This window comes from Prevotella ihumii (assembly GCF_900155655.1).
In the GTDB taxonomy this organism is placed as follows: Bacteria; Bacteroidota; Bacteroidia; order Bacteroidales; family Bacteroidaceae; genus Prevotella; species Prevotella ihumii.
The window spans coordinates 2907699-2934356 of the sequence record NZ_LT706987.1 but is presented as its reverse complement, the minus strand read 5'-3'; the positions used below and the strand labels follow the sequence as shown (position 1 = coordinate 2934356).

The 26658-nt window shown below is 41.7% G+C and carries 25 protein-coding genes; 8 read left to right on the top strand and 17 right to left on the bottom strand.

The features are described 5' to 3' along the window. Positions 1-330: 330 nt before the first annotated feature. From CZ367_RS12775 to CZ367_RS12765, 3 genes are read right to left on the bottom strand one after another with little or no spacing between them, the layout of a single operon-like run. Positions 331-783 (bottom strand): DUF4293 domain-containing protein, encoded by a 453-nt coding sequence (locus tag CZ367_RS12775; RefSeq protein ID WP_077197184.1) that lies wholly within the window; start codon positions 781-783, stop codon positions 331-333. Between the two features lie 3 nt (positions 784-786). Beyond that, positions 787-1134, bottom strand: coding sequence for a DNA-directed RNA polymerase subunit omega (locus CZ367_RS12770; RefSeq protein ID WP_077197183.1), 348 nt, complete (start codon positions 1132-1134; stop codon positions 787-789). A gap of 25 nt (positions 1135-1159) precedes the next feature. After that, a complete protein-coding gene (locus CZ367_RS12765) occupies positions 1160-1993 on the bottom strand; it encodes an outer membrane protein assembly factor BamD (RefSeq protein WP_077197467.1) in 834 nt (277 codons plus the stop codon). A gap of 345 nt (positions 1994-2338) precedes the next feature. On the opposite strand from CZ367_RS12765, the gene CZ367_RS12760 reads away from it, so the two are divergent. Both CZ367_RS12760 and CZ367_RS12755 read left to right on the top strand, forming a co-directional pair. Next, positions 2339-3562: a site-specific integrase gene (locus CZ367_RS12760; protein ID WP_084793523.1), complete on the top strand. Its 1224-nt coding sequence runs from the start codon at positions 2339-2341 to the stop codon at positions 3560-3562. Between the two features lie 68 nt (positions 3563-3630). Then, positions 3631-3933 carry a hypothetical protein gene (locus tag CZ367_RS12755; RefSeq protein WP_237581737.1) on the top strand — a complete coding sequence of 101 codons (303 nt, stop codon included), beginning with the start codon at positions 3631-3633 and terminating at the stop codon, positions 3931-3933. Positions 3934-4286: 353 nt separating this feature from the next. Here the strand turns inward: CZ367_RS12755 and CZ367_RS16315 are convergent, their stop codons facing one another. Further along, positions 4287-4445 (bottom strand): hypothetical protein, encoded by a 159-nt coding sequence (locus CZ367_RS16315; protein ID WP_167509064.1) that lies wholly within the window; start codon positions 4443-4445, stop codon positions 4287-4289. 411 nt (positions 4446-4856) lie between these two features. On the opposite strand from CZ367_RS16315, the gene CZ367_RS12750 reads away from it, so the two are divergent. Continuing rightward, positions 4857-5069, top strand: a complete 213-nt coding sequence (locus CZ367_RS12750; protein ID WP_061450686.1) for a hypothetical protein — start codon at positions 4857-4859, stop codon at positions 5067-5069. A gap of 27 nt (positions 5070-5096) precedes the next feature. Here CZ367_RS12750 and CZ367_RS12745 read toward each other — a convergent pair whose 3' ends face one another. The 3 genes from CZ367_RS12745 to CZ367_RS16305 all read right to left on the bottom strand — a co-directional run bounded on the left by CZ367_RS12745 (position 5097) and on the right by CZ367_RS16305 (position 6798). Further along, complete coding sequence (locus tag CZ367_RS12745) at positions 5097-5714, bottom strand: radical SAM protein (protein WP_077197181.1); 618 nt, start codon at positions 5712-5714, stop codon at positions 5097-5099. Position 5715: 1 nt separating this feature from the next. Continuing rightward, positions 5716-6006 carry an energy transducer TonB gene (locus CZ367_RS16310; RefSeq protein WP_237581735.1) on the bottom strand — a complete coding sequence of 97 codons (291 nt, stop codon included), beginning with the start codon at positions 6004-6006 and terminating at the stop codon, positions 5716-5718. A 99-nt stretch (positions 6007-6105) separates the two neighbouring features. Further along, on the bottom strand, positions 6106-6798 hold the full coding sequence (locus tag CZ367_RS16305; protein WP_237581732.1) for a carboxypeptidase-like regulatory domain-containing protein: 693 nt from the start codon (positions 6796-6798) through the stop codon (positions 6106-6108). Between the two features lie 509 nt (positions 6799-7307). Here CZ367_RS16305 and CZ367_RS12735 point away from each other — a divergent pair. The 3 genes from CZ367_RS12735 to CZ367_RS15225 all read left to right on the top strand — a co-directional run bounded on the left by CZ367_RS12735 (position 7308) and on the right by CZ367_RS15225 (position 11377). Further along, positions 7308-8594: an IS1380 family transposase gene (locus CZ367_RS12735; RefSeq protein WP_077195295.1), complete on the top strand. Its 1287-nt coding sequence runs from the start codon at positions 7308-7310 to the stop codon at positions 8592-8594. Between the two features lie 337 nt (positions 8595-8931). Beyond that, complete coding sequence (gene uvrB, locus CZ367_RS12725; RefSeq protein WP_077197180.1) at positions 8932-10977, top strand: excinuclease ABC subunit UvrB; 2046 nt, start codon at positions 8932-8934, stop codon at positions 10975-10977. Positions 10978-11125: 148 nt separating this feature from the next. Next, a complete protein-coding gene (locus CZ367_RS15225) occupies positions 11126-11377 on the top strand; it encodes a hypothetical protein (protein ID WP_144005993.1) in 252 nt (83 codons plus the stop codon). 4 nt (positions 11378-11381) lie between these two features. On the opposite strand, the gene CZ367_RS12720 is transcribed toward CZ367_RS15225, so the two are convergent. From CZ367_RS12720 to CZ367_RS12695, 6 genes are all read right to left on the bottom strand, one after another. Next, the gene (locus tag CZ367_RS12720; protein ID WP_077197179.1) at positions 11382-12176 is read right to left on the bottom strand and encodes an ion transporter; all 795 of its coding nucleotides are present in this window, start codon (positions 12174-12176) and stop codon (positions 11382-11384) included. Positions 12177-12226: 50 nt separating this feature from the next. Next, entirely contained in the window at positions 12227-14011 is a 1785-nt protein-coding gene (abc-f, locus tag CZ367_RS12715) for a ribosomal protection-like ABC-F family protein (protein WP_077197178.1), read from the bottom strand. A 1-nt stretch (position 14012) separates the two neighbouring features. Then, positions 14013-14630 (bottom strand): ribosome biogenesis GTP-binding protein YihA/YsxC, encoded by a 618-nt coding sequence (gene yihA / locus CZ367_RS12710; protein ID WP_077197177.1) that lies wholly within the window; start codon positions 14628-14630, stop codon positions 14013-14015. Positions 14631-14719: 89 nt separating this feature from the next. Next, complete coding sequence (gene aat / locus CZ367_RS12705; RefSeq protein WP_077197176.1) at positions 14720-15367, bottom strand: leucyl/phenylalanyl-tRNA--protein transferase; 648 nt, start codon at positions 15365-15367, stop codon at positions 14720-14722. A gap of 46 nt (positions 15368-15413) precedes the next feature. Then, positions 15414-17720 (bottom strand): AAA family ATPase, encoded by a 2307-nt coding sequence (locus CZ367_RS12700; RefSeq protein WP_084793522.1) that lies wholly within the window; start codon positions 17718-17720, stop codon positions 15414-15416. Further along, positions 17720-18022, bottom strand: a complete 303-nt coding sequence (locus CZ367_RS12695; RefSeq protein WP_077197175.1) for an ATP-dependent Clp protease adaptor ClpS — start codon at positions 18020-18022, stop codon at positions 17720-17722. The genes CZ367_RS12700 and CZ367_RS12695 overlap by 1 nt, the downstream gene beginning before the upstream one ends. A 674-nt stretch (positions 18023-18696) precedes the next feature. On the opposite strand from CZ367_RS12695, the gene CZ367_RS12690 reads away from it, so the two are divergent. Then, the gene (locus tag CZ367_RS12690) at positions 18697-19071 is read left to right on the top strand and encodes a RidA family protein (RefSeq protein WP_077197174.1); all 375 of its coding nucleotides are present in this window, start codon (positions 18697-18699) and stop codon (positions 19069-19071) included. Between the two features lie 95 nt (positions 19072-19166). Here CZ367_RS12690 and CZ367_RS15990 read toward each other — a convergent pair whose 3' ends face one another. The 4 genes from CZ367_RS15990 to nrdD form a co-directional block, all read right to left on the bottom strand. Further along, positions 19167-19331: a hypothetical protein gene (locus CZ367_RS15990; protein WP_154669340.1), complete on the bottom strand. Its 165-nt coding sequence runs from the start codon at positions 19329-19331 to the stop codon at positions 19167-19169. Next, the gene (locus CZ367_RS12685) at positions 19276-21420 is read right to left on the bottom strand and encodes an FUSC family membrane protein (RefSeq protein WP_077197173.1); all 2145 of its coding nucleotides are present in this window, start codon (positions 21418-21420) and stop codon (positions 19276-19278) included. The genes CZ367_RS15990 and CZ367_RS12685 overlap by 56 nt, the downstream gene beginning before the upstream one ends. A 185-nt stretch (positions 21421-21605) precedes the next feature. Further along, complete coding sequence (nrdG, locus tag CZ367_RS12680; protein ID WP_077197172.1) at positions 21606-22076, bottom strand: anaerobic ribonucleoside-triphosphate reductase activating protein; 471 nt, start codon at positions 22074-22076, stop codon at positions 21606-21608. 205 nt (positions 22077-22281) lie between these two features. After that, complete coding sequence (nrdD, locus tag CZ367_RS12675; protein ID WP_077197171.1) at positions 22282-24381, bottom strand: anaerobic ribonucleoside-triphosphate reductase; 2100 nt, start codon at positions 24379-24381, stop codon at positions 22282-22284. Positions 24382-25327: 946 nt separating this feature from the next. Between nrdD and CZ367_RS12670 the strand changes: the two genes are divergently transcribed. Continuing rightward, positions 25328-26578, top strand: a complete 1251-nt coding sequence (locus tag CZ367_RS12670) for a phosphoglycerate kinase (RefSeq protein WP_077197170.1) — start codon at positions 25328-25330, stop codon at positions 26576-26578. Positions 26579-26658 lie beyond the last annotated feature (80 nt).

The window sequence follows — 26658 nt, the reverse complement described above, 5'->3', positions numbered from 1 at the left end:
GTTCTTTCCGCTTCCGTTCTATGAATAGAGTGGAAATGAATAAACCCAAATTGGTCATTAGCCCGCAAAGGCTTTTTAAAGCGTTTAGCTGTTATGCTTTTCTTCGTCTTTGCACCTTATTTTGGCTCTTTTCGTTTGTTTTTTCAGTTGTTTAGCTCGCTAAACGTCTTCAAAAACAACCAAAAAAAGTTCAAAATAAGCTCGCAAATCTCGAAGAAGTCTAACGATCGATTTGGGTTAAAAGCAATCCAAATATTTCAAGCATACAATAAAGGCTTGCTATCTCAAAAGAGAGGGCAAGCCTTTATTTTTTATATCTCAATTTTCTGTTTATCTTATTCTATCCGCTGCCCTTACTAAAGCCTCATCAGCCTTAACAGCCTGTCGAGCCATTATTAAGAGAATGGCTGACACCAAAGGCAAGCAAACTGCAAATGCAAAACTGAACGCTCCAACTTGGATAGAAGTATAGTTCATCAATCCGTATGTTACATACCAAGCTGCATCAAGCAAAAGCATAACGCTGCAAGTTGAAACTTGGCGTTTGCGATTTTTGTAATCGAAAATTGTGAACAAATGAATAGGCAAAGAAAGAAGAAGTAGGGCAAACAATGGCCATACAGAAAAATCTTTCGCACCATTTCCGTCTACAATCCAAAGGTTCATCATCTCTCTTTCAGCCCCCATTCCCTTAGGTTCGATGCTACCGATAGGCAAGCATAAGCACACCAAAAGAACGATGAACGAAATGAGTAAGAAGATACTTTGCTTACGTTGTATCATTGTTTACAAATCAAAATCGTCTTCTACAACATTTTCCTTTGATGGGTCGCGCCAGTAGATATTGCCATCAAGAAACTCTTGTGTTGCCAACAAAACTGGTTTTGGGAGTTTCTCATAATAACGGCTAATCTCTATCTGTTCACGATTTTCGAATACTTCTTCGAGTGAGTCGTTGTACGATGCAAACTCTGCAAGCTTCTTGCTGAGGTCTTGTTTGATTTCGATAGAAATCTGATTAGCACGTTTTGCGATGATAGCAACACTTTCGTAGATATTGTCAGTATCTTTCCAAAGTTCCACTACGTCACGGGTTACTGTGTTAACAGGTGATTTTGACTTCTTGTACTCCATTATTATATTAATATTTTAGTTTTCTTTATTCTTTAATCTTGCTTGTTATCTCTTTACATTTTTCAATGTATTTCTCTGCCGTAGCACGTTCTTTCGAGTCGGGATATTCGTTTATAAATCCGTAACACTCGTCTTCAGCATCTTGGAAGCGTTGCATTTTCTTTTCTTCCACACTCATTTGTGCCAACTCGTACTTGCTTTTCATCAGCAAAATGGCGAAGTCCTCACGCAGTGGGGTGTATGGAAAATCGTTCAAAGCATTTTGTGCCGTAACGATACAAGCCTCATAGTTGTTACCCCCACTTGTGCAATTGCCGAAATAAGAACCAAGGTTGTAATACAATTTTGCGTTCAGATATTCTTTTCTGATGAGTTTATCCTGCAAAGCAAACAAGCGTTGTTGCGCTGTACCTTTCATTTTGCCATCGGGAAATATATCCAAATAGTCTTGGAAAGCCGCTATGGCAGCCACGGTAGGGGTCTGGTCTAATCGTGGTTCGGGTGTTCCTTCATACAAACTTTGTCCTATATAGAACGAAGCCATCTCTGCATAATGTCCGCGAGGGTAAGTTTGGAAATATTTCTTGAATGCTTCAGAAGCTGCCTGATAATCTTCCAAATAGTATTCAGACATTGCCAACATATACAAACATTCCTGTGCATTGTCTGTACCCTTAGTTATGGTAACCAATTCTTGCAACAATGGCACTGCAAAGCTGTATTTCCTCTTTGCAAAACATTCTTTCGCAAACTCATACTTGTATGTATAGTTTGTGCTCTTGTAAACTTGATTGTATTCTTGCGCACAACTTGTAAGAAGCAGTGCTGCAACTAATGCAACGAGAATATTCTTCTTCATATATTTATTTTGAAATGCAAAGTTACACATTATTCTATAAATAACAAAGTACACATTGTATATTTTTTCAAAAAAGACTGATAAAAAAAGCAAAAAATAGCAGATTTGAGCTTTTGTTTTGAGTTTCAAGTGGTTGTGGTAGTCGTTGGCTTTAAGTGGCATTCGTGAGGAAATGCGAAAATGGCGGATTTGAGAAGTGGAAACGCTTTCAAGTCATTACCTCAAAGAAATGCCCTAATAAGCATATTTAACGGCTTCGGTTCTTACTTCTCCATTCTGCACAGGTTTAGAATTTGCCATGCAACTCTCATGATTTAATTTTGCACCGAACAAAAGCAAGGAATTATGAGAAGTACATTTAAGACAGTCTTCTATGTAAATGGAAGCAAGGAGAGAAACGGAATTGTCCCTATCATGGGACGAGTGACAATCAACGGAACTATCGCACAGTTCAGCTGCAAGCAGAGCGTAAGCAAGGCGATATGGGATGCCAAGGGCAACAGAGCAAAGGGAAGGAGCAAGGAAGCCAAGGAGGTGAACTTTGCGCTTGACAACATCAAGGCTCAAATCACCAAGCATTACCAACGACTTTCCGACCGTGAGGCGTTCGTTACCGCTGGAATGGTGAGAAACGCTTATCAAGGCATAGGCATGGAGTACGAGACATTGCTCAGAGCCTTTGACAAGGAGAACGCAACCTTTGCCAAACGTGTGGGCAAAGACCGAGCTGTTAGGACTTATCGCAAGTATCTTGTGGTAAGAAAGTACGTTGCCGAGTTCATCAAGTTTCAGTACAAGCGCAGCGATATGGCAATGAATGAGCTTACCGAGGAGTTCATCCGTGACTTTTGCCTGTACTTGAAGAACGTTGTAGGGCTTACGCAGTCCACCATTTGGATATACTCCATTCCGTTGAAGCATATCGTCACGGCAGCACACTACAACGGCAAGATACCGAGAAACCCTTTTGCCATGTACCACGTTGACCCAGACCACAAGGAGCGTGAGTTCTTGACCTTGGACGAGCTTACCGCCATGACCGAGATAAAGTTGGAAGACCCAAACATGGCATTTGCAAGAGACCTTTTCGTTTTTGGCTGTTGGACAGGTATCTCTTTCATTGACACAAAGAACCTGACGGAGGACAACATCTGTATGATAAACGGTGCTCCTTGGATAGTTTCCAAGCGTCAAAAGACAGGCGTGCCGTTTCAAGTCAAGCTGATGGATATTCCGATGCAGATTGTTGAGAGATACAAGCCATTGAGAAAGGACAGCCACTTGTTCAATATCGGCAGACTTGACACTATCAACAAGCGCATCAAGAAAGTGGCTGCAATGTGTGGCATCAAGAAACGAATCTCGTACCACGTTAGTAGGCACTCGTTTGCAGTATTGTCCCTGGAATACGGTATGCCGATTGAGACAGTAAGCAAGATACTCGGTCACACGAACATCACCACGACGCAGATATATGCCAAGGTGACAAGCACCAAGTTGGAGCATGACATATCAGTCTTTGAAAATCGAATCAAGGGGCATTTGCCAACAATGGGAGGAATGGCATGAAAAGAACTGTAATCACTATGGACGGAAATGGAGAGTTTTCCATTCCGTCCAACTTGCAAGACTTGTGAATGATTGAGGGTGAATTGGTTGATATGCTTCATGTCACCGCCCCGAAACTCCATGCTGTGATAAGGTCAATGTACAAGGAAGGCTTGTTTTTGGTGTCGGATGTCCAACAGAAAAAGGAAACTTCCAAGGGCATTTGGCAAACGCAGTATGGCTTCCCGATGATTGTTGCCCTTTGTTTCCGTATAAATTCATACGGTGCTGTTCGATTTCGTGACACAATCATAAAGAGGTTGTACGGGGCAAAAGAGAAAGGTAGTGTCATTATCCTACAACTCAATGGAGGGACAAACGCTATTAACTGAATGTCCTCTTGTCGTTGGCTTAATGCTGTCGTTCTGTCACGAAGAAGTACAGAAGCATTGGTATGAAGCAGCTTATTTGATGGGGATAGTCCTAAGCCATTAAAAGGGCGGACTAATCCCCTTATTTTTGTTGGTTTGTTGAATATACAGAAAGTAGTGTTGAATATCAAGTATTTACGGCTCTACATACTCTCAACAAATATCTCAACAAAAGAAAGAGAATGATGAAAAGAGAAATCCTCAATGTTCATGCCTATGTTTCTCTTTTGCCCAGTGAAGTGTTGTGTAGAAACTTTTGTTGAGAACTTGTTGATAAGTTAAGTCTTTGATTTTCATTACCATACAACATATTCTCAACTACTCAACTGAAAAATACCCATCACTTGGTCTGCCGTAGAATGTACTTGTGGATTTATTGGCAACCGCTCTATTCTCCGAAATGGTTGCAGCAACGTTCCTTGGAGGCTTTGCGCCTCCAGCCACTTGGGCAAACCTCCGCAGTGTTTTAGCATGGCATTAGATTTATGCAGACTATACCGAGGACACACAGCGCATATAACACACTCGGCATAGTTCACAAAGTAAAACGACAAAACACAATTACTACACTTGGCAAGTTGCGCACTGAATATTATCACCTTGTCCTTTGCACACTTCAATAACAAGGTAGTTTGTATCTGTGACCTTATTCTTCAATGTGGCAGCTTTGATTTTTGGTGCAAATTGCGAGAATTAAGGTCTGCAACCTTGGGCATGGAGAGCTGAAAGGCAAATGTCTCGTCTTTTGTTCTTAGAGGAGGGAGCGAGGTTATGTTTTGGGAACCCCAAAACTCCTCGCTCCACCATAAGGGCGGAGAATTTTTGTTCCCAACGGTCGCAGAAAGTGAGTGTACCAACTATAAACAGTATGTCGAATTACAAGCATGCATGAACAAGCCAGGAGAAAGGGTGGAAAACTGCCCACTAAAAGGATTCGCAAGCTGTCAAAGTTTGACACGAAGAAATTCTCTCTGCCAAGCTACGAGGTATTGAAATTGATGGCGAGAAAAACCAATCGCAAGTTGGCTGAGTATATCCGTGAGTCCACCTTGAACGGCAAGATAGTCCGTAGAAACAACACTGAAATGAGACCATAGTCTCGGTAGGGCATAGATTTAACCAGTTTATCCTCTAATCACATATTCAAATTCATCAAAATTCTCATACCCTAATTCTTCTAAGACTTGACGACTGTGTTTTCTGTCCTCTTCAGTGTTGAACTTGGGTATAATGGGGAGACGGAGGGTGATTTTATCTTTATGTTTGGCATGGGAGTAGAGCCAAACAAGGTTCTCAATAACTTGCTGATTGCCCTTGCCGGTATAGGCTTGGTAGATGGCAGGTGTCATGTCCTTGATGTCGATGATGAAGGAGTCGATGAAGGAGATGACTTCCTCCAAGTGATGGCGAGGCACGTTGAGGCTCGTCTCCATCGTAAACTGCCATCCCTCAGGACATTGCTCGCAAAATTCCTTGATGAATGCGCTTCGCAAGAGTGGTTCGCCTCCACCAAAGCAGATGCCGCCTCCTGTCGCCAAGAAATAAAGATTGTCCATCTCCACGTTCATCATCAGCAGTTCCGTGTCCATCTCCTGCCATACGCCGTCGGCTTCGAGGCATTGGGGATTGAGGCAATACTTGCAATGGAGAGGGCATCCGTGGAATGCCACGAGGGTGGTGACACCCTCGCCGTCTATCGTAAGGCGGTGGCGGTCGATGCAAATGAGTGGGGCGGTCTTCATTTTATTCTAATCTAAAGGTAACGGGGACTGTATATTTCGTTTTTACGGCCTTGCCATTTTGCTTGGCAAGATTCCATTTCGGCATACTTTTCACTACCCGAATGGCTTCCTCGTCGAAGGTAGGGGAAATGCTTTTCATCACCTTGATGTCACTCAGGGTTCCGTCTTCATTGACAGTGAAACCAACAATGACTCTTCCTTGTATATTGCAATCTCCTTGTATGTTTGGATAGCGGAGATTTTGGGCGATGTATTGCATCAATGCAGCTGAACCGCCAGGGAATGATGCCATTTCCTCGATTGCTGCGCCAAATAGCTTGCTGCTCTTGGTGGAGTCTGATGCGACGGTTTGTTGGATGATGGCGGTCTTACCATCATTCGTGTACTTTTCTTACTTTGCTTCTTCTGAATGAGTATCTTTCTTGATGATAGGAGCTGTTCCTCTGATAACTGCGACTTCCCCCAAGACATCTCTGCTTTCTGTCAAAGTGATAATATTGAGTTTCTCTTGGCTCATTTTTGTGATTTTGATGATTCTGTCTTGCATGCCAAGATATTTCACGGTGATTATATCTTCTTTCTCCACCTCGATAGTAAAGTTTCCATCTTTGTCAGCAATAGTCTTGCTGCCAGAAATTTTTGCCGTAATCGTGGCTCCTACTTGTGGATCTCCTTGCTCGTCAATGAGATGCCCTTGTACAAAAAGTACTCCTTTCTTGTTTAGTGCTTCTTTTTCTTTGAGGAGGACGGAATCGTTTGGCGTATATTCTTGAAATAGAATAGGGAGGGTTTTCTCTGATATAGAACTATAATATCCCTTCTGGGTGGCGCATGATGTGGTGGATGCGGCGAGGGCGGTGATTCCCAATGCCACTCCTGCGACCTTGATGGCTTTCCCGGCCATTTGTCTGATTCTCAACTCATGTTCCAGGTCTCTCACGTCTTGCTCACATCTTGGGCAAGTTCCCTTGCATTCGCCCTTGAAGTGGCATTCTTCGGGTGAATAGTCTATCCCATTGGCATCCGCTATTTGTTTGCGAATAGCCTTGAGGGTATCGCATATGTTGCGTCCTTTGGTTTTCATAAATTGATATTTTTAGGTGTTCAACATTCCCTTTATTTACAAAATGGGTATATTGTTACTCCTTAGTCATAAATTCTAAAAATACCCATTTTTATAATTCTAATTTCAAAAGTACGAAAAACAATCTACAAACGAGAAAATTTTGCTTTGTATTGTTAGAAAGGGAATTGCATTTAACATTTCTCATGTTTTTAATGCTGTATATGAAACTTATATGTGTTTCTTTAGATATTGTACAGTTGCATTTCTGAGACATTTTCCGACCATAATTTAATAATCTATAAAAACAACGCAAAAGATGTTATTTCTCAGATTTTAAATTTATCTTTGCAATCGTAACAGAGTTGTTTGACAAGCAAGGCAAACTTATGTATCCTTAATTCCGCAACACTATTATAACTTAAACTTTTTAAGTACCTGAGCAACAAAAAGTTGCCCAGGATTTTGCCATGTCAAAGAATTCACTTATCTTAGTGTTGCAAAACAAGCAAGCAAAACTCTGATATGGCATGGCAAAAATACATATTAAATCCGAGAAACTCACTCCTTTTGGAGGAATATTTTCAATCATGGAGCAATTTGACTCCACATTGTCATCTGTAATCGACTCGACCCTCGGTCTAAGGTGTAGATCATTCGGTTATCAGTACAGCGAAATCATCCGTTCACTCATGAGTATCTACTTCTGTGGTGGCTCATGTGTTGAGGATATCACTACTCATTTGATGAGCCATCTCTCGCTTCATCCGACACTTCGAACTTGTAGCTCTGATACTATCCTCAGAGCGATAAAGGAGCTGACGCAAGAAAACATCTCATACACGTCAGATACGGGTAAGAACTACGATTTCAACACGGCTGACACTCTCAATACTTTACTGCTCAATTGTATGTTTGCATCTGGCCAACTGAAAGAGGACGAGATGTATGATGTTGATTTCGACCATCAGTTCATAGAGACAGAGAAGTATGATGCAAAGCCTACATACAAGAAGTTCCCTGGTTATCGCCCTGGCGTGGCGGTTATTGGCGACTTAATCGTTGGCATTGAGAATAGCGATGGCAACACAAATGTTCGTTTTCATCAGAAGGACACGCTGAAGAGGTTCTTTGAGAGATTTGAACAGAACGGCCTTACTATCAATCGTTTCAGAGCTGACTGTGGATCATGTTCCGAGGAAATCGTAGAAGAAGTAGAGGAACACTGCAAATCCTTCTATATCCGCGCAAACCGCTGCAGTTCGCTCTACAATGAAATCTTTGCTCTCAGAGGTTGGAAAACTGAGGAAATCAATGGCATTGAGTTCGAATTGAACTCTATCCTTGTTGAAAAGTGGAAGGGTAAAGCATACCGACTTGTGATTCAAAGACAGAAACGGTTGGATGGTGTATTGGATCTCTGGGAAGGAGAATACACATACCGTTGTATCCTGACTAACGACTATGTATCTTCCGTAAGAGAGATTGTCGAGTTCTATAACCTTCGAGGGGGAAAGGAACGTATCTTCGATGATATGAACAATGGTTTCGGATGGGACAGATTGCCCAAATCCTTCATGGCAGAGAACACCGTGTTCCTTCTTCTTACATCACTTATCCGTAACTTCTACAAGGCCATTATCCAAAGACTTGATGTAAAGAGGTTCGGACTCAATACAACAAGCCGCATAAAAGCGCTTGTCTTCAGGTTTGTCTCTGTACCAGCAAAGTGGATCAGGACATCAAGGCAGTATATGCTGAATATCTATACCTGTAACAATGCTTACGCGGATGTGTTCCAGACAGATTTTGGATAACGCCTACAACTTATGGGTATGATACTGCGTATTGCCTCAAGTCGCATTGTGGGGTAAGGGGATGTTGTAGGCTGAAGTGGGGATTTCAGTTCTAATTATCTGCAAATTCAGTAATGAGAGGATGTGTACACGCAAGAAGGACGTTGAAAAGTTAAGTTGCGGATTTGAGGTGTATAATGAAGAAGTTGGTACTATTGCCAAGTCATTACCTCTATTGAGGTGAACTATTCATAAATAGCTCATTTTAAGCTGTTCAGTAGATTTTAGCAGAATTTTTTGAAAAAATCACCATTCACAGCGTTGAAATAAATAGTTTTTAGTAACTTTGTTGCTAATAATGAATTTTGAACTTACATCTCAATACAAACCTACTGGCGATCAGCCAGAGGCAATACGTCAACTCACCGAGGGATTAGACCGTGGCGACAAGTCGCAGGTATTGCTTGGTGTAACGGGTTCGGGCAAAACTTTTACGATGGCAAATGTGATTGCCAATGCCAATAAGCCCACCCTTATTCTTTCCCACAACAAGACTTTGGCTGCCCAACTTTATGAGGAAATGAAAGGTTTCTTCCCTCATAACGCTGTGGAATACTACGTTTCTTATTACGATTATTATCAGCCCGAAGCCTATATGCCCACTACCGATACTTACATTGAAAAGGATTTGGCTATCAACGATGAGATAGACAAGCTCCGCCTTTCAGCCGTATCGTCCTTACTCTCTGGTAGAAAGGACGTTGTGGTGGTTTCGTCCGTGTCGTGTATCTATGGTATGGGTGCGCCTGTGGCAATGAAAGAAAACGTGATACGCATTGCAAAAGGGCAGATTATAGACCGCAACGAGTTTTTGCGCCGATTGGTAAATGCGCTCTATGTGCGTAACGACCTCGACTTACAACGTGGCAACTTCCGTGTAAAGGGCGACACGGTAGACATTGCTATGGCTTACTCGGACAATGTGCTACGCATTACGTGGTGGGACGATGAGATAGATGCCATAGAAGAGGTAGACGCCATTTCTTATCATCGCCTTGCCCAGTTTGAAGCCTACGAAATTTATCCTGCCAACCTTTTTGTTACATCTAAGGAGCAGACCGAGAATGCTATCCGACAAATTCAAGACGACCTTGTTCTGCAGGTGGATTTCTTTAACGAAGTGGGCGACCGCATTAAGGCTCAACGTATTAAGGAGCGTGTGGAATACGATATGGAGATGATGAAAGAGTTGGGTCATTGCTCTGGCATTGAGAACTATTCACGTTATTTTGATGGACGTGAAGCAGGCGAACGCCCCTATTGCTTACTCGATTTCTTTCCCGAAGACAACCTCATAATGATAGACGAAAGTCACGTAAGTGTGCCACAAATTTCGGCTATGTATGGAGGCGACCGAGCACGAAAGAAGAATCTTGTAGAGTTTGGTTTCCGTTTGCCCGCAGCTTTCGATAATCGTCCACTCAAGTTTGAAGAATTTCATAGCCTCATTCATCAGGTGATTTACGTTTCGGCAACCCCAGCCAACTTTGAGTTGGAAGAGGCAGAAGGTGTTGTTGTCGAGCAAGTTATCCGCCCAACAGGTTTGTTAGACCCTGAAATAGAGGTGCGCCCATCCGAAAATCAGATAGACAATTTGATGGAGGAAATACTCGTTCGTGCCGAAAAAGACGAGCGTGTTCTTGTTACCACCCTTACCAAGCGTATGGCGGAGGAACTAACCGAATACCTGCTCAACTATGAAGTGCGTACAGCCTATATCCACAGCGATGTGGCAAGTCTTGACCGTGTGAAAATTATCAACGACCTCCGTGTAGGTCTTTACGATGTGTTGGTGGGTGTCAATCTTTTGCGTGAGGGCTTAGACCTTCCCGAAGTGTCGCTCGTAGCCATACTTGATGCCGACAAGGAAGGTTTTCTCCGAAGTCATCGAAGTCTTACACAGACGGCTGGGCGTGCGGCTCGTAACGTTAATGGGCGAGTAATAATGTATGCCGATACCATTACTGAAAGTATGCAGAAAACCATAGACGAGACGGCTCGCCGACGTGAAAAGCAGTTGAAATACAACGAAGAGCATCACATAACGCCTACCCAAATTGTGCGTTCTATTAAGGATACACTACCTACGGGCGAAGCGGGAACGGCTACGAAAATACCTATGGCGAAGCCAACGAAGGGTAAACCATACGCCCCAGTTCCACAAGATACCGCTTTTGCTGCCGACCCAATAGTTCAGCGTATGACTCGTCCACAGCTTGAGAAGAGTATTCAGAACACTACAGCCCTAATGCAAGAGGCTGCCAAGAACCTCGACTTCCTCCAAGCAGCCCAATATCGTGATGAGATAATACGATTGCAAAAAGAGTTGGAGTTGAAAGATTAGCATCTAAAATATAGTTGGTCTATTTTTCCGTTCCCTATCTTTTAGAAATAAGAGGTCGGTCTTTTAGAAGCAAAACATATATGTTTGGTGTTGTCAAAGTTTAACTTTGGGAGGGCAATACATATATGTTTTGGAGTGTAAAACATATATGTTTGAAAGCGCATTTGTAACTTCCTTTTATTCAGATAGTTATAAGTGCGCTTTCGTTAGTTTTTATCTTAAAAGGCATTGTTCTGTTTATAACCTTGTTAAACCCAATCGGTCGTTAGACCAGTCAGACCAGTCGGACTTGTCAGACTGGTCAGACTGGTCGGACTTGTCAGACTTGTCGGACTGGTCTAACGACCGATTGGGGTTAAAAGTTAAGGTGATGAACAGCTTGATAACTTTTTACGAATAATAAGTTAAAGTTTTTCGCCACAATGGCGACAATATCTGTCTTTGGGTTCTACCTTGTTACCACATCTTGGGCACTTTCCTCGTTCCGACTTCCTTTGTGTTTCGTCTATAAAGGTTGCTGTAACGATGCCTGTAGGAATAGCAATAATGGTGTAACCCAAGAGCATTACAAAGGCTGAAAGCAGTCTGCCAAGGGCTGTGATAGGGGTGATGTCGCCATAACCCACGGTGGTCATTGTGACTATGGCATAGTAAACAGATGTGCCAAGGTCGCTAAACTGGGTGTTGGGTTCGCTACCTTCCACGAGGTACATCAGGGTGCCAAGACACGTTACCATAATGAGCACAAACATAAAGTAGACCATTATTTTGCGCATACTTCGGCGGAGTGACTGCAAAAGTAAATATCCCTCGTTGAGAAAGCTAAAGAGTTTGAATACGCGGAAGATGCGAATAAAGCGGAACGAGCGAAGGAGTATCATATAACGTGCGCTTGGGAAAATGATACTCAAGTAGGGCGGAATAGTAGAAATAAAGTCGATTATTCCGAAGAAACTTAGCGCATAGTTGCGAGGTTTGGGCGAACAATAAAGACGAGCGCAATAGTCGAAAGTGAAAACCACGGTCAAGATTCCTTCGATAATCTCCAAAGCGAATTTATATTGATAGGCTAAGGTTGGCACACTCTCGGTAAAAGCCACGATAATGCTAATAAAAATGATGATAATCAATGCAACGTCGTAAGCCTTTCCTTCGGGTGTATCTGCCTCAAATATAATGTTATATAACTTTTCTTTCATTCTTTACTTCTTGTCTTTTCTTTTCTACAATTAGCAAATAATGTCTTGCTTTATTCCATTTCAGATAGTTCGAGCCACCGCAATTCCTTTTCGTCCAACTCTTCTTTCAGTTGTGGCAGTAGTTTGCTCTTTTCTGTCAGCTCGTCTATGCTCATATTGCCCGTGCAGAGTTGCTCCTCTATGGTGCTTACTTGCTCGGTAAGCTGTTCAATGTCGGCTGTAAGCTGTTCGTACTCTCGCTTCTCTTTATAGCTCATTCGGCGGCGCGTATCGTTGCGATAGTCTTTTGCTGTTGTGGCTTTCTTCTCCTTGTTTTTATTTTCTGTGGCTGCCGCTTCGCTACTCTTCAACGATTGGTAGTTGCGGAATTGTGTGTAATTGCCAGGGAAATCCTTTATCTCGCCTTCGCCTTTGAAAACCAAGAGATGGTCTACCACCTTATCCATAAAGTAGCGGTCGTGCGAAACCACGATTACGCACCCTGGGAAATCTTGTAGATACTCCTCTAATATTTGCAGGGTTTGTATATCAAGGTCGTTGGTAGGTTCGTCCAAAATGAGAAAGTTGGGGTTCTTCATCAGCACGGTGCAAAGGTAGAGTTTGCGCTTTTCACCTCCAGAGAGTTTAGCCACGTAGTTGTGTTGCTCTTCAGGGGCAAAGAGAAAGTAGTTGAGAAATTGCGATGCCGTCATGTGTCGCCCACCGCCAAGGTCGATGTAATCGGCTATATCTGTAATGATGTCGATTACTTTTTGGTCGTCTCTGAACTTTAGGCCTTCTTGTGAGAAATAACCAAAATTGACGGTTTCACCGATGTCGAATTTACCATTATCGGGTGAAACCAATCCGAGGAGCATTTTGATGAAAGTAGACTTGCCCGTGCCGTTGTTGCCTACAATTCCCATTTTTTCGAAACGAGCGAAATTGTAGTAAAAGTCGTTGAGAATAATTTTCTCGTCAAAACGTTTGGAAACATATTGACATTCGAATATCTTGCTACCGATGTACACATTAGATGCTTTCAGGCGTATTTGGCGGTCTTCGATGCGTTGTTGGGCCTTGGACTGTAGTTCGTAAAAAGCCTCTTCACGATAGCGAGCCTTGTGTCCACGTGCTTGTGGCTGTCTGCGCATCCATTCCAATTCGGTGCGATACAGATTGTTGGCACGTGCTATTTCGGCTCTCGTGTTATTGATACGTTCCTGTCGCTTCTCAAGGTAGTACGAGTAATTGCCACGATAGGTGTAAATGGTTTTGTCATCAAGCTCTAAAATGACGTTACAAACGTTGTCAAGGAAGTAGCGGTCGTGCGTTACCATCAACAAGGTTTTGTTGCCACGTTGCAAATATCCTTCCAACCACTCTATCATTTCGAGGTCGAGGTGGTTGGTGGGTTCGTCAAGAATAAGCAGGTCGGGTTCTAAGATTAGCACATTGGCCAAGGCCACACGCTTCTGCTGTCCACCGCTTAATTCTTTTATAGGCTGATTAAGATTGGTTATTTTGAGTGTTGTAAGGACTTGTTTTGCTTTCAACACTTTTTCGGGGTCGCCTTCGTGATTGAAACAAGCGTCAAGCACGGTGTCGTTAGGTTCAAAATGGGGACTTTGGTCTAAGCAAGCTACTCGCAAATCGTTGCGATAAATAATGCTGCCACTCTCATATCCTTCCTTTCCTGTGAGGATTGAGAGTAGGGTAGACTTGCCTGTGCCATTCTTGGCTATAAGACCTATGTGTTGTCCTTCGGCTATGGAAAACGATATTTCGTTGAAAAGTACCTGCGAACCAAATCGTTTGGTGAGTCGCTGTACATCTAAGTAGGGGATAATGGCCATATTATTCTTTGTTGGCTGTAAGCTCTAATTCGGTATTGATTTGCTCAATGTAATCCAAAACTTCCTCACGTCCTGTCTTGTCTTCCGATGAAGTGATGAAGTATGGAGGCAATACGTCCCAACGGTCTTGGAGCTTTTTCATCCATTCCATCGCATTATTTTTGGCACGCCCACCTGAAAGTTTGTCGGCTTTGGTAAAGATGATAGAGAACGGGATGTTGCTCTCGCCCAACCAGTCGACAAACTCTCTGTCTATCTTTTGTTGCTCGTGACGAATGTCAATGAGCACAAATAGATTGATGAGCTGTTTGCGTTGAAGAATGTATTGGGTAATCATTTGCTCCAACTTGTTGCGCATTGTCTTTGAACTCTTTGCGTATCCGTAGCCTGGGAGGTCGACAATGTACCACTCGTTGTTAATAATAAAATGATTGATAAGCAATGTTTTGCCGGGTTTAGCTGAAGTTTTTGCTAAACCTTTATGGTTGCAAAGCATATTAATAAGACTTGATTTGCCCACGTTGGAACGACCTATGAAGGCATATTCGGGCTTGGTATCTACGGGGCATTTCGTAATGGTAGGTGACGAAATGGTAAATTCTGATTTCGTAATATTCATATTTCCTATTCTTTCTTTTAATTGCCAAGCTACAAAACATAGCTGTATAGCAATTGCAAACTTACATAAAAAAAATGAGAAAACGGATTTTACGTGTTCAAAATCTGCATATACTGCTCGTAAGAGATAAATTCGCCACCCATTGTTTTGAGATGTGGGGTCTCGAATTGGCAATCAATAAGACCGCCATTATGTTCTTTTAGGAAGTTGGCAAGATAGATAAGCGCTATCTTAGATGCCGATGGAACCAGTGAAAACATACTTTCGCCAAAGAAATTGCGTCCTATTGTAACACCATAAAGTCCGCCTACGAGCTGTTTGTCTTTGTTCCACACTTCTATACTTGCGGCAAATCCTTGCTGATGGAGTTCGGTATAAGCTGCTATCATTCGTTTGCCAAGCCACGCACCTTCTTCTTTGTAACGCAATTGTGAACAGTTGGCTATTACAGCGTTGAAGTCTTGATTGATAGTGACGCTGTAATCGCCCTTATTCATAAGGTTTTTCATACTGTGTGAGACGTGAATACGTTCGGGAAAGATAACAAATCGTTGCATCGGACACCACCATAATATCTTTTTGCGACGACGAAAGTCGAACCAAGGGAATATGCCATTGCTATAAGCCAATAGAAGTCTATCAACAGATAGGTCGCCTCCTATGGCTATCAGTCCATCGTTATCGCCTAAACGAGGGTCAGGGAAAGAAATTTCGGTTGGGTCTAATTCAAATACCATATTGCATTACAAGTATTAATATATTGAACAAGATGATGTGAAAGGGCTATTTCTTAGTGGATAAAGTTAAAGCGTTTTCTGCTATTTCAACCATCGCTATGCCACCTTTGGCTAATTTTCCAAAGAGAATTTCACGCATTAAGAGGGGTTTTAGCTTGCTGTTTATTACTCTGTCCATCTCACGTGCGCCATACTCTTTTGTAAACCCTGCATCTAAAAGATACGCAAATGCAGCATCTGAAATAGTAAGTTTAACTCGCTTTATGTCAAGTTTTTGTTCTAATACCTTTAACTTTTTCTTTAATATAAGTTCAGCCATTGGTTTGTCCATATCGTGGAATACGACCGTAGAAGACAAACGGTTAAGAAACTCTGGTTTGAACGTACGCTTCACTTGCTTCATCATAGCTTCGCCACGACTTACATTTCCTGCAAAGCCTACATTGGCTTGTGCAGCATATTGAGCACCAGCATTGGAGGTCATAATAAGAACTACGTTGCGGAAATCGGCCTTGTTTCCTTTGTTGTCGGTCAATCGGGCGTAATCCATCACTTGCAAAAGAATATCATAAATATCGGTATGCGCTTTCTCAACCTCGTCCAACAACAGCACACAATTGGGTGATTTGCGGATAGCATCTGTCAATAAACCGCCGTCTTCGTAGCCCACATAGCCTGCAGGAGAACCTATTAGCTTGGCAACAGCGTGCTTTTCTGCAAACTCACTCATATCAAATCGCACCAATTCTATGCCCAATTCATCGGACAAAACTCGTGCTACTTCGGTTTTACCCACGCCCGTTGGTCCTACAAAGAGCAAACTTGCCAATGGCTTATTATCGTCTAATAGTCCAGCTTTTGCCATCTGAACCGACTCCACCACGTTGCGCACAGCCTCGTCCTGTCCATAAATTTTTTCTGTAATGCGGGTATAAAGCGTTTTTAAAGTTTCGTTTCCGTCTTCTTTTAGTGCCATTGCATTCACCTTGCACACCCTTTGTAGAATTTCTTCCACTAAACCTTTTGTAACGTATTGTGTCGTTCTGTTATTTGGATGAGTTTCAAGATATGCGCCTGCTTCATCAATCAAGTCGATGGCTTTATCGGGAAGAAACCTATCTGCGATGTACTTATGGCTTGCTTTTACAGCATATTCTATCACTTCTTTGCGATAGACAACGTGGTGAAAGTGTTCATACTTTGTCTGCAAACCTCTTAATATTTCGATGGCTTCGTCTACCGATGGCTCAAGAATATCTATCTGTTGAAAGCGTCTAACAATACTTTTCGATTGTGCAATCTTCTTGTTATATTCTTCGTATGTGGTTGAGCCAATGAACTTTATTTCGCCTGACTCAAGATAAGGTTTTAATATATTGGCTGCATCAGGTCCGCCTTGACCATTTGCGCCTGCACCCATTATATTGTGAAGTTCGTCTAAATAAATGATACAGTTGCCTTCTTCTTTCGCTCCGTCCAACACTTGCTTCATACGCTTTTCAAAGTCGCCACGATACTGTGTACCTGCTAACATTTGCCCCATATCCATTTGGTAGATATAACAAGCACGCAAGCGTTCTGGCACATTGCCATTTAAAATGCGTTGTGCCAATCCATAGACTAACGAAGTTTTACCCACACCAGGTTCGCCCACGTGTAACGGGTTGTTTTTATCCTTTCTGCAAAGCACCTGAATGGTACGATCGAGTTCTGCTTCACGACCAATAAGCGGATTATGTGTAGATACTTGTGCCATAATATCTGTAACAAGTTCTTTCCAATCATCAGATTTTGCTATTGCAGAGAAGTCTTCGAAAGCCTCTTCGTACTCGTTCATTTCAGATTGTGGATTGACGAAATCGAAGATATTGGTTACATTTCCGTCCTCATCAAAGGTGGGCTTATTATTAGCTTTAGAACGATAGTTGCGCTCTAACTCATTGAGAAATTCCACTATGTCGCCTATGTGCCAAGTCAGCACATATCCAGCATACGAGTCTTGTAATTCGTACATTGCTGCAACAAGGGTAGACATATAGGGTTCGTCGTTAATATTTGAAGTTCCCATCTTTGAAGCAAGGTCTATCATCTTACGTGTTTGAGCAGATAAAACTATTTTTTCAGACACCTCATCTATTTTGTCAAGCGTATCAAAATACCTTATGAGTTGCCGCATAGCATCTACCCATTCGCCACCACACTTATTGAAAGCATCAAAAAAAGGTCGATGGTGAAATATTACAAATAGGAAGTGTTCGGGTAAAATATATTCGTGTCGTAAGTGTTCGGCGATAGCTCCTACACGCTCTAAGGTGTCTTGAAACCACGTTATATTGTTCTTTTTATTGCTCATTATGCAGGTTCGTAAGTAAGTTGTAATGGGAAATTGTTTTCTCGGGCAAAGTTAGTAGCAAGTTCAACCTTGGTTACAGCAATGTCGTAAGGGTAAATACCTGCTATTGCACTACCTTCATGATGTACTTGAAGCATTACTTTAGATGCTTCTTCTTCACTTTTATGGAATATCTTCATTAAGACGAAGACCACAAAATCCATTGTTGTGTCATCGTCATTGTGAAGAATTACTTTATATTTACGAGGCTCACGCAAGTTTGTATGCGTCCTCTCTTTTACCGAAGTTTGTTCTTTTGCCATAATGCTACAAAGTTAAGGATAAAAAATGAAAACTCCCAATGTTTAAACCCAAATCAGTCATTAGCCCGCAAAGGCTTTTTAAAGCGTTTAGCTGTTATGCTTTTCTTCGTCTTTGCACCTTATTTTGGCTCTTTTCGTTTGTTTTTTCAGTTGTTTAGCTCGCTAAACGTCTTCAAAAACAACCAAAAATAGCTCAAAATAAGCTCGCAAATCTCGAAGAAGTCTAACGACCGATCTGGGTTAAACCCAAATCAGTCATTAGCCCGCAAAGGCTTTTTAAAGCGTTTAGCTGTTATGCTTTTCTTCGTCTTTGCACCTTATTTTGGCTCTTTTCGTTTGTTTTTTCAGTTGTTTAGCTCGCTAAACGTCTTCAAAAACAACCAAAAATAGCTCAAAATAAGCTCGCAAATCTCGAAGAAGTCTAACGACCGATTGGGGTTTAAAAATTACACTTCTCTTTTGTCATTCAAAAAATATTACTATCTTTGCATAAGATATAGCTGCACTCGCCAAAGCGTAGGGACACGGTTCACCGAGTTCCGAATAGTAGTTCGAGGGTGTTTGGAGCGTGAAAACGTACTGATGAGCTTGCAAATAAATCGAGCTCCTATATCATAAAATATCATTTATTGAAATATCTTTAATTAATAAAATATCATTAAAACAATAAATTTATGAAAGTAATCAACACAACTAAAGCACCTAAGGCAATTGGTCCTTACAGTCAAGCTATTGAAGCTAACGGATTAGTAATCACTTCTGGTCAACTTCCAATCGACCCAGCAACAGGCGAATTTGCACCTGGTGGTATCAAAGAACAGACCCGTCAGTCGCTTCTCAATGCTAAAGCAATTCTTGAAGAAGCAGGTATTGGTCTTGCTAACGTAATGAAGACTACTGTTTTCCTTGCTGATATGGAGGATTTCGCTGCAATGAACGAAGTTTACGCAGAGTTCTTCAACGAGCCATTCCCTGCTCGTTCGGCTATCTCTGTTAAGCGTTTGCCAAAAGATGCGCTTGTAGAAGTAGAATGTATTGCTGCAAAATAAGCTGCATACAGCGACTTATAATATTTTAAGACTTTAAAGGCGAGTTCGTTCAAGGACTTGCCTTTTTTTTATTGGGGATAGTCAGATTAGTCAGATTAGTCAGACCTGTCGGACCAGTCGGACCAGTCGGACCTGTCAGACAAGTCGGACAAGTCAGACCTGTCGGACTCGTCTGACTTAGCAAATAAGCTGCTGAATAGCGTGCTATCCCACCTTCTTGTTCTCTGATTCTGCCAATAGTTCGCTTGCCACTCTTGCAATGTTGTACAATATAACAATGTTATAATTGCCAAAATCTTGCTTTGCTTTCAGTTCAGTACACCATTCTTTAGCCTCTTTACTGTTAAGTAATGCACAGTGAGAAGGCATCTGAAGATTATCAAAATTGCAGCGCACTTGGTCTATAATATGCTCTATGCGTTGGCAAATAATAATCTCTTCACTCGTAAGCGGACGGTTGTAGTGATGTGCTCCCAATGCCGAAATGTACGAAAGCAGAGCGTGATTGCGATAAGTCAGGGCAAATGCTTTGCGCAACATAAATCGTTTGTCTCTTGGTTCTACAGCCATTCCCTGTCGTGCAATGGCTATAGCGTTATCTGCCTGATGTGCTGTGCGTCGATTATGATAATATACAGGACCTCGGGCATCATTACTATAAATGGTGTGGAAGTATCTTAGGTTTTTTGTCATAGCCTCTGCCATAAGCTGCGGAAGGTGTCTATACTGCCAATCGGGCCATAAATAGCGCACAGAAAGGTAAGCTAACAACGCTCCTATAAACGTACAAAGCAGTCTGTAACCCATCACCTCAACGCCTGTACCCGTTTGCAGATTGAAGGCTGCAATGACGAATATAGTAACGAAAACCACAGCATAGGCATATCGCTTGCGTACCCAATAGAAGAAAGTAAAGATAGACACAAGTAGCAGAACAATTTGTCCAGCCTGTGTAGGCAACAACTGTGCAAAGATAACGCCCAATACCACGCCCGACACCGTTCCAATAATGCGTTGCGTAAGTCGTTGGCGAGTGGCAACATAACTGCGTTGACATACAAAGAGAGCTGTAAGTGGTATCCACGTACCTTTGGGAATAGCAAATGCAATCATCAGCGCATAACCTATAACCAAACATAGCGTGAGGCGTACAGCGTGGCGAAAAAGGGTATGTTTAGGTGATAGAAGCACACGTAAACGTACCTTGAACGATGCTGAACGATATTGCAATTGCTCTACGGGGATACGTGTATTTACATCTTCATCGGCAGCGGCAAGGAGATAAGAAAGTCTGCTGAGATTGTTATAAAGCATATTTAGCGCAGCATACTCAGGGTCGTGGGTGCTCTGCTTCAGTTGTTCGCCCACCATCTCACGTGTCCATTGCAAACCTTCAGGCAACTTAAATTTGTTGCCCATCAGAATAGTCTTTGCGTAAAGGCGTATCGCTTTGGACAATTCATAGAGCAATTGTCCCATACCTTTGATCAATAATGGGTTGTTACACCGCTTACTCAACACATCGTAGCGTTGATGACTCGATGTTGCTCGTTCGTGCAACTGCTGAAGCAAAAGCCAACGATTGTAAAGCGGGGTAAGTTCGGAAAGGTCGTGACCCTCTAACATACCGAGGCACGCGTAGATAACAGCCTTTGTAGCATCAATTCCACTACCTATTGCCACATTCTTTTCGGCTAAAGTAGTGCGAATACGCTTGTGTTGTTCTCTATCACAAGGGAAAAGGGACGCCTTCAATTCCATATAGTCAGCCAACTTAAAGAAAGCCATAGCCAACTGCTCTTTCACCAATCTGTAAGGACGTAATGATAAGAACAACAAGGAAATAGAACCGTACATTAAACCTCCTAATGGAAGCAGAATGGGTTGGTAATACCATTCTTTAATGCCTACGCCCAACATAGCATAAATGCTGACGAGCAATGCACCAAAGGTGATGCCTTGATAGCGTGAGCCAAGTCCACCTAAGATAACAAGCGAAAAAGTAGTCAAAGCAAGGCCAAGTGCAAAAAGGATAGGATAATCGTTGAGCAACTCCACACTTAAACTCACAATAAGAAAGCTCACAATGGTAACTATCAAACTACGCAATCGACCTCGTGGATGGTCGTTGCTCTCGGCTAAGGCTGCTCCCACCGACCCTAAAGCCAATGTACAACCCACAAAGGGCTCGCCTACAAGGGTGGACGGAATAACCATTAACGCAATAGAAGTGGCAACCTTGAACGCCCATAGATTGTCGGGACGCGTCCAAAGGTATTGCAACCACAGATATTGAAGTTGGGTTATGGTGTGCTTCAGTTTTCTTTTCGCATATTCTATTATCCGCATACAAGTCTTTTTATATTATCTAATAACTATTCTAAAAATCTATTAATAAAGTATTTAGATGATTTATTTAAAGTTTTACTAATACCTTATTGATGTTTTAAAATAGGTGTTTCATAATGCAAAAGTACTGAAAATAATCCACATAAACAAATATTTCCAATCTTTCAGACCCATAGTTGATTTTCTTATGCTTTTGTCCAAAAACGTGCAGTAATATCGATTAATTCGCCTTTTTCGCCCACTTTGTACATTCTTTGATTGGTCTTAGGCGAATTAAGTGCCCCCAAATGCTTAATATAAGGTCCTACCTTAATATAATTGAAATTGCTTACTGCTATTCCTTTTGCAATGGTTGTGCGCCCCGTGTACCAACCTATCTTTAACACAGGGTATTGTTGACGAATATAAATAGCCAAACTATTTACTTCGTCAGGTGCAATGTCGCCCCCCATAATACCGATGCAAGTTATTTTTTTGCCGTTTTCATCGAGCAATTGGTCGATAACTTCGGGAGTAAATGGGGCGCCAATATCGCCATAGAGAAACGAACTGTGGCAGCCAGGACACCTACAAGGACAAAGCGAAAGATTGATGGCTAACGTCACTTCGTCTGGAAATTCTTGGAATACAATATCGTAGTTAACGTATTTCAACATCGCATTTATAGATTTTAGCCTATTAGTTGTGCTTGCTTTGTGGTCTACTACAAATAGTAGTATTATGGTTTATCATTCACATTTAGCATAACAAAAAAAAGGAGTTGGGGCTTATTTTTAACTATGAAACGCTGTTTAATGATATAATGTACGATGTGTAGCCCCAACTCCGAAGTGTAATTAATACGTTATGCTACGTGGCGAATTATATAGTGTACTTGTCCTTTGTGGCGTAATAACGCTTTTCTGCCTCCACCTGTCGTGCTGCAGAGAAATTGCTCACACGCTTCATATAGCCTATCACACGTGTAAGATAGTCTACATTCTGCGACTTGCAGTGTGGACATTCTTTCAAATTGCGCTTGTCTATATGCCCACACTCGTTACAGATGGTGTTAGGAATATTGAATGTGAAGTAGTTGCAACCTTCCTCTGCTGCCACACGCAAGAGTTGACGATACTGTGCTGGCGACAAGTGTTCATCGAGGTTCATATGTAATGCCGACCCACCCGTGAGGTGCTCTATATAAGGTGCACCATGCATACGGAACTTGTCAAGAATGGTCAGCGACTCGTCTTCCACACGATAGAAATAACTGTTGTAGCAGTCGCGAGGTACAAAATAGCCATCTGCCTTGTCCCATTTAGCGTGCTTCACACCCACATTTTCGGCAGGTATCATCTCGCAATTGAACATTACCTCCTTAGTCTTATAGGCCTTATTTGCTGTTTCTATCAGTCCCAATACACCTTGCACATACTCTTTATATCGTTCGTTAGGAGTAATATCAATGCCCATAAACTCGGCTGACTCTACCAGTCCGTTTATACCAATGGTGAGATATTGACGGTCTATATTGATGTAACCCGCATCAAAGAGTGGCAACAAGTGGTTCTTGAGCAAGTCTTTCAAATTCTCGTTATATGCCAACTGTACTTTGTGACACAAATCAATGATATATGAAAGATACTCTTTATAGTCTAAATCGTGATTTACAGCGTATTGCACGCATCTGTTCAAGTTGATGGTTAACACACTCTTAGAGCCCGTAGACACACCTCCTGCACCCAAGGTGTAAGAGAAGCCATTATCTTGTATCTCGTTGCGAAGACGGCAGCACGAACTTAGCGAGTCGGCATTGTCGCTCATATAGGTAAAGAAGCTGTGTCCTTCAGCATACATCTCTGCTGCAAAGTCGCCCCACTCTTGGTCTCTGCACTCTCCGTTTTCAGCCAAGAGCGCCATTGTTTCAACAGGGAAAGTGAGAACAGCCTTGAGACGTTCTTGATTGAACCATTTCATAAATCGCTTTTGCAACCACGATACGCCTTCCCAGTCGGGTTGTGAACCATCGGGGAAATAGAAGTTGCCAAAGAGCGACTCGAAATAATACTTATCGTAGTACGAGATATTCCAGAACACAGCTTGGTAGTTGCGTGCACCTGTTGGCTGGTTGAGCGAGTAAACTATCTGTTCGAAATAGTCGGTAAGCATCTTGTCGATGGTGCGCTGCTTCAAACTGAGGTCTACCACCTTGTCAGGGTGTTTCCAATAATCCTTGCCGTACTCCAACTGAACGAAGTAGTTCATATACATCAAAAACTCTGGTGTGGCGCAAGCTCCTGCCAACATACTCGACACCATAAACACCATATTGATGAAACCTCCGCAAAAGCTCTTCAGATTGGTAGGTGCAGTAGAGTTGCCACCAATTGAGGTTGTTCCACCTATGAGCCAAGGGTACATTGTGATAGATGCACAATAGTTGGCCAAGTTGGTTTCGTCGTTCTTATATATAAAGTGGTGGTTCAGTAGGTGCAAATATTGGTCTGCCACCTCCTTGCCATACATCTTCTTAATGCGCTCGGTCAATATTCGGCGGTTCAGTCGAATGAAGCCTTGCTTTGGCAATTCGCCTATAAGGGTAGCAATGTTTTTGTTTTCAACGTTAGCATTGGCATCAAATTTAGAGCCCGTTGCTGCATTTTCGGCTTTGCAATAATCGGTTAAGAAGCGCATCTTCTCTAACACCTCTCTATCCTCAGTGTGCTGATGACGATATACAATAAAACTCTTAGCTACCTGATAATATCCTTCTTGCATCAAGGCCTCTTCTACCTGATTTTGAATTTCCTCAACCGTAATGTCGTTATGGATATGAATGTTCGACAATATTTTAGATACTGCGCCAAGGTCGATTGGTTCGTTAATGCTATCGAATGCCTTTAGAATGGCATTCATTATTTTGTCGAGCGAGAAGTTTTCCTTAGTTCCATCACGCTTGGTTATCGTAAAATTTTTCATTAGATTTATATATGATGTTTTAAGTTTTCTTTTTTGTATTTTATAGCTTCAGTGATGAAGTTCATAATTTTATTTTTGGACAACTTTGAAGCGAGTACAAAGATAGAAAAAAGTTATTCATACGCAAAGAAAATTTCCAAAAATAATTATTTTTCTTTCTTAGTTTATCTTTACATATATCATTTAATAATTTGAATAACAATGATATATGTGAAATATATAAAGTGTTATTTTATACTTAGAGTTAAACTTAAAAGATAAAAAGTTTTCCATTTTGAAAATTTAAAATTTATTTTTTGGAAAACTTTCGAAAATATTTTGCTAATTATATCATACAAAAATGATAACTTTGATGTTCCTAAAATGTCGCTTGTAGATATTTTTTTTGCTTGCCCTATACAATGTTTTACCTTATATAAGAATATTACTTCGGTCTGTTTTGTCCAATGTTATATTGCAATATTTAGCTTATAGGCTGCCGATGTGTAAGGCGAAGAGGGGTAAGAGCTGTTGTTCTGTTTATCCGTTTCGTAGCATTTTGAAATCAGAGGTTTAACTTTGAAATGGTCAAAGTTGATGTTTGGGAGGGTGAAAGTTCAACTTTGACCGTGCCAAACATATATGTTTTGGAGGGTAAAACATATATGTTTCATAATGGGTTTGTAAGCCTTTTGTAATCAGTAGGTTATGTTGAGGCTTTCCGCGCATTAGCTCTGTTTTCTTTGTTGTTCTATTTTTCCGTTCAGAAGCTTTTTTGTTTTGGGATGTAAACAGAAGAGATAGGGGCGAGGTGTGAAAATGTAGGTCGACTTGATTATCCTCAATAAATATATATGGTTAAGTGCAAATTAACCAAAAAAGATAGATTTTGTTACTGCTAATACAATTAAAATTAGTAATTTTGTGGTATTAAGAATGTATTCATTTTAATTAAAATATAGAAGAGATGAAAATTAATGATTTCAACTTCGCTGGACAGAAAGCTATTGTTCGCGTGGATTTTAATGTGCCATTGGATGAGAATGGTAATGTAACTGATGACACACGTATACGTGGTGCTTTACCTACTTTGAAGAAAGTACTTGCTGACGGTGGTGCACTCATTATGATGAGCCACATGGGTAAGCCAAAAGGAAAGGTGAAGGCTGAACTCTCGTTGGAACAAATTGTAAAGAATGTGAGTGCTGCACTCGGTGTTCCTGTTAAGTTTGCTAAAGATGCAGGCAAGGCAGAAGCTGAAGTGGCTGAACTAAAGAATGGTGAAGCTCTCTTGTTGGAAAACCTTCGTTTCTATGCTGAAGAAGAAGGCAAGCCAGTAGGAGTAGAAAAGGGCACTCCTGAATATGACGCAGCTGCTAAAGAAATGAAGAGCCGTCAGGCAGACTTTGCTAAGAAGTTGGCTTCATACGCTGATGTTTATGTAAACGATGCTTTCGGTACAGCTCACCGCAAGCACGCTTCAACAGCTGTTATTGCTGATAGTTTTGATGCTGACCACAAGATGTTGGGTTTCCTTATGGAGCAAGAAGTGACAGCTATAGAAAATGTATTGAAGAACGCTCAACACCCATTTACAGCTATCATAGGTGGCTCTAAGGTAAGTTCTAAGCTCGGTGTTATTAAGAATTTGTTGGACAAGGTAGACAATCTTATCATTGGTGGTGGTATGGGCTATACCTTTATCAAGGCTCAAGGTGGTAACATCGGTATGTCGCTCCACGAAGACGATTTGATGCTAGAAGCATTGAACGTAATGAAGGAAGCTAAGGAAAAGGGTGTAAACCTTTCTTTGTCAACTGCTTCTGTATGTGCGCAAGAGTTTAAGAACGATACCGAACGCAGGGTGTTCCCTATCAACGAAATTCCTAACGATTGGGAAGGTATGGACGCTTCAGAAGAAAGTTTGGAGAAATGGAAGAAAATTATTCTTGAGTCAAAAACTATTCTTTGGAATGGTCCTGTAGGTGTGTTCGAACTCGATAATTTTGCTCACGGTACTGGCGAAATAGCTCATTATGTGGCTGAAGCTACACAAAAGAATGGTGCATTCTCGCTTGTAGGTGGTGGCGACTCAGTAGCTGCTGTCAACAAGTTTGGCTTGGCTAATAAGGTTTCTTATGTGTCAACAGGTGGTGGCGCAATGCTCGAAGCTATCGAAGGTAAGGTATTGCCAGGTGTAGCTGCTATCAATAAGTAAGCAGAGACAAAAATATAAAAAGAAAGAGCGTAGCACCTTTCCAATGCTATGCTCTTTTTATGTGTTTAACCCAAATCGCT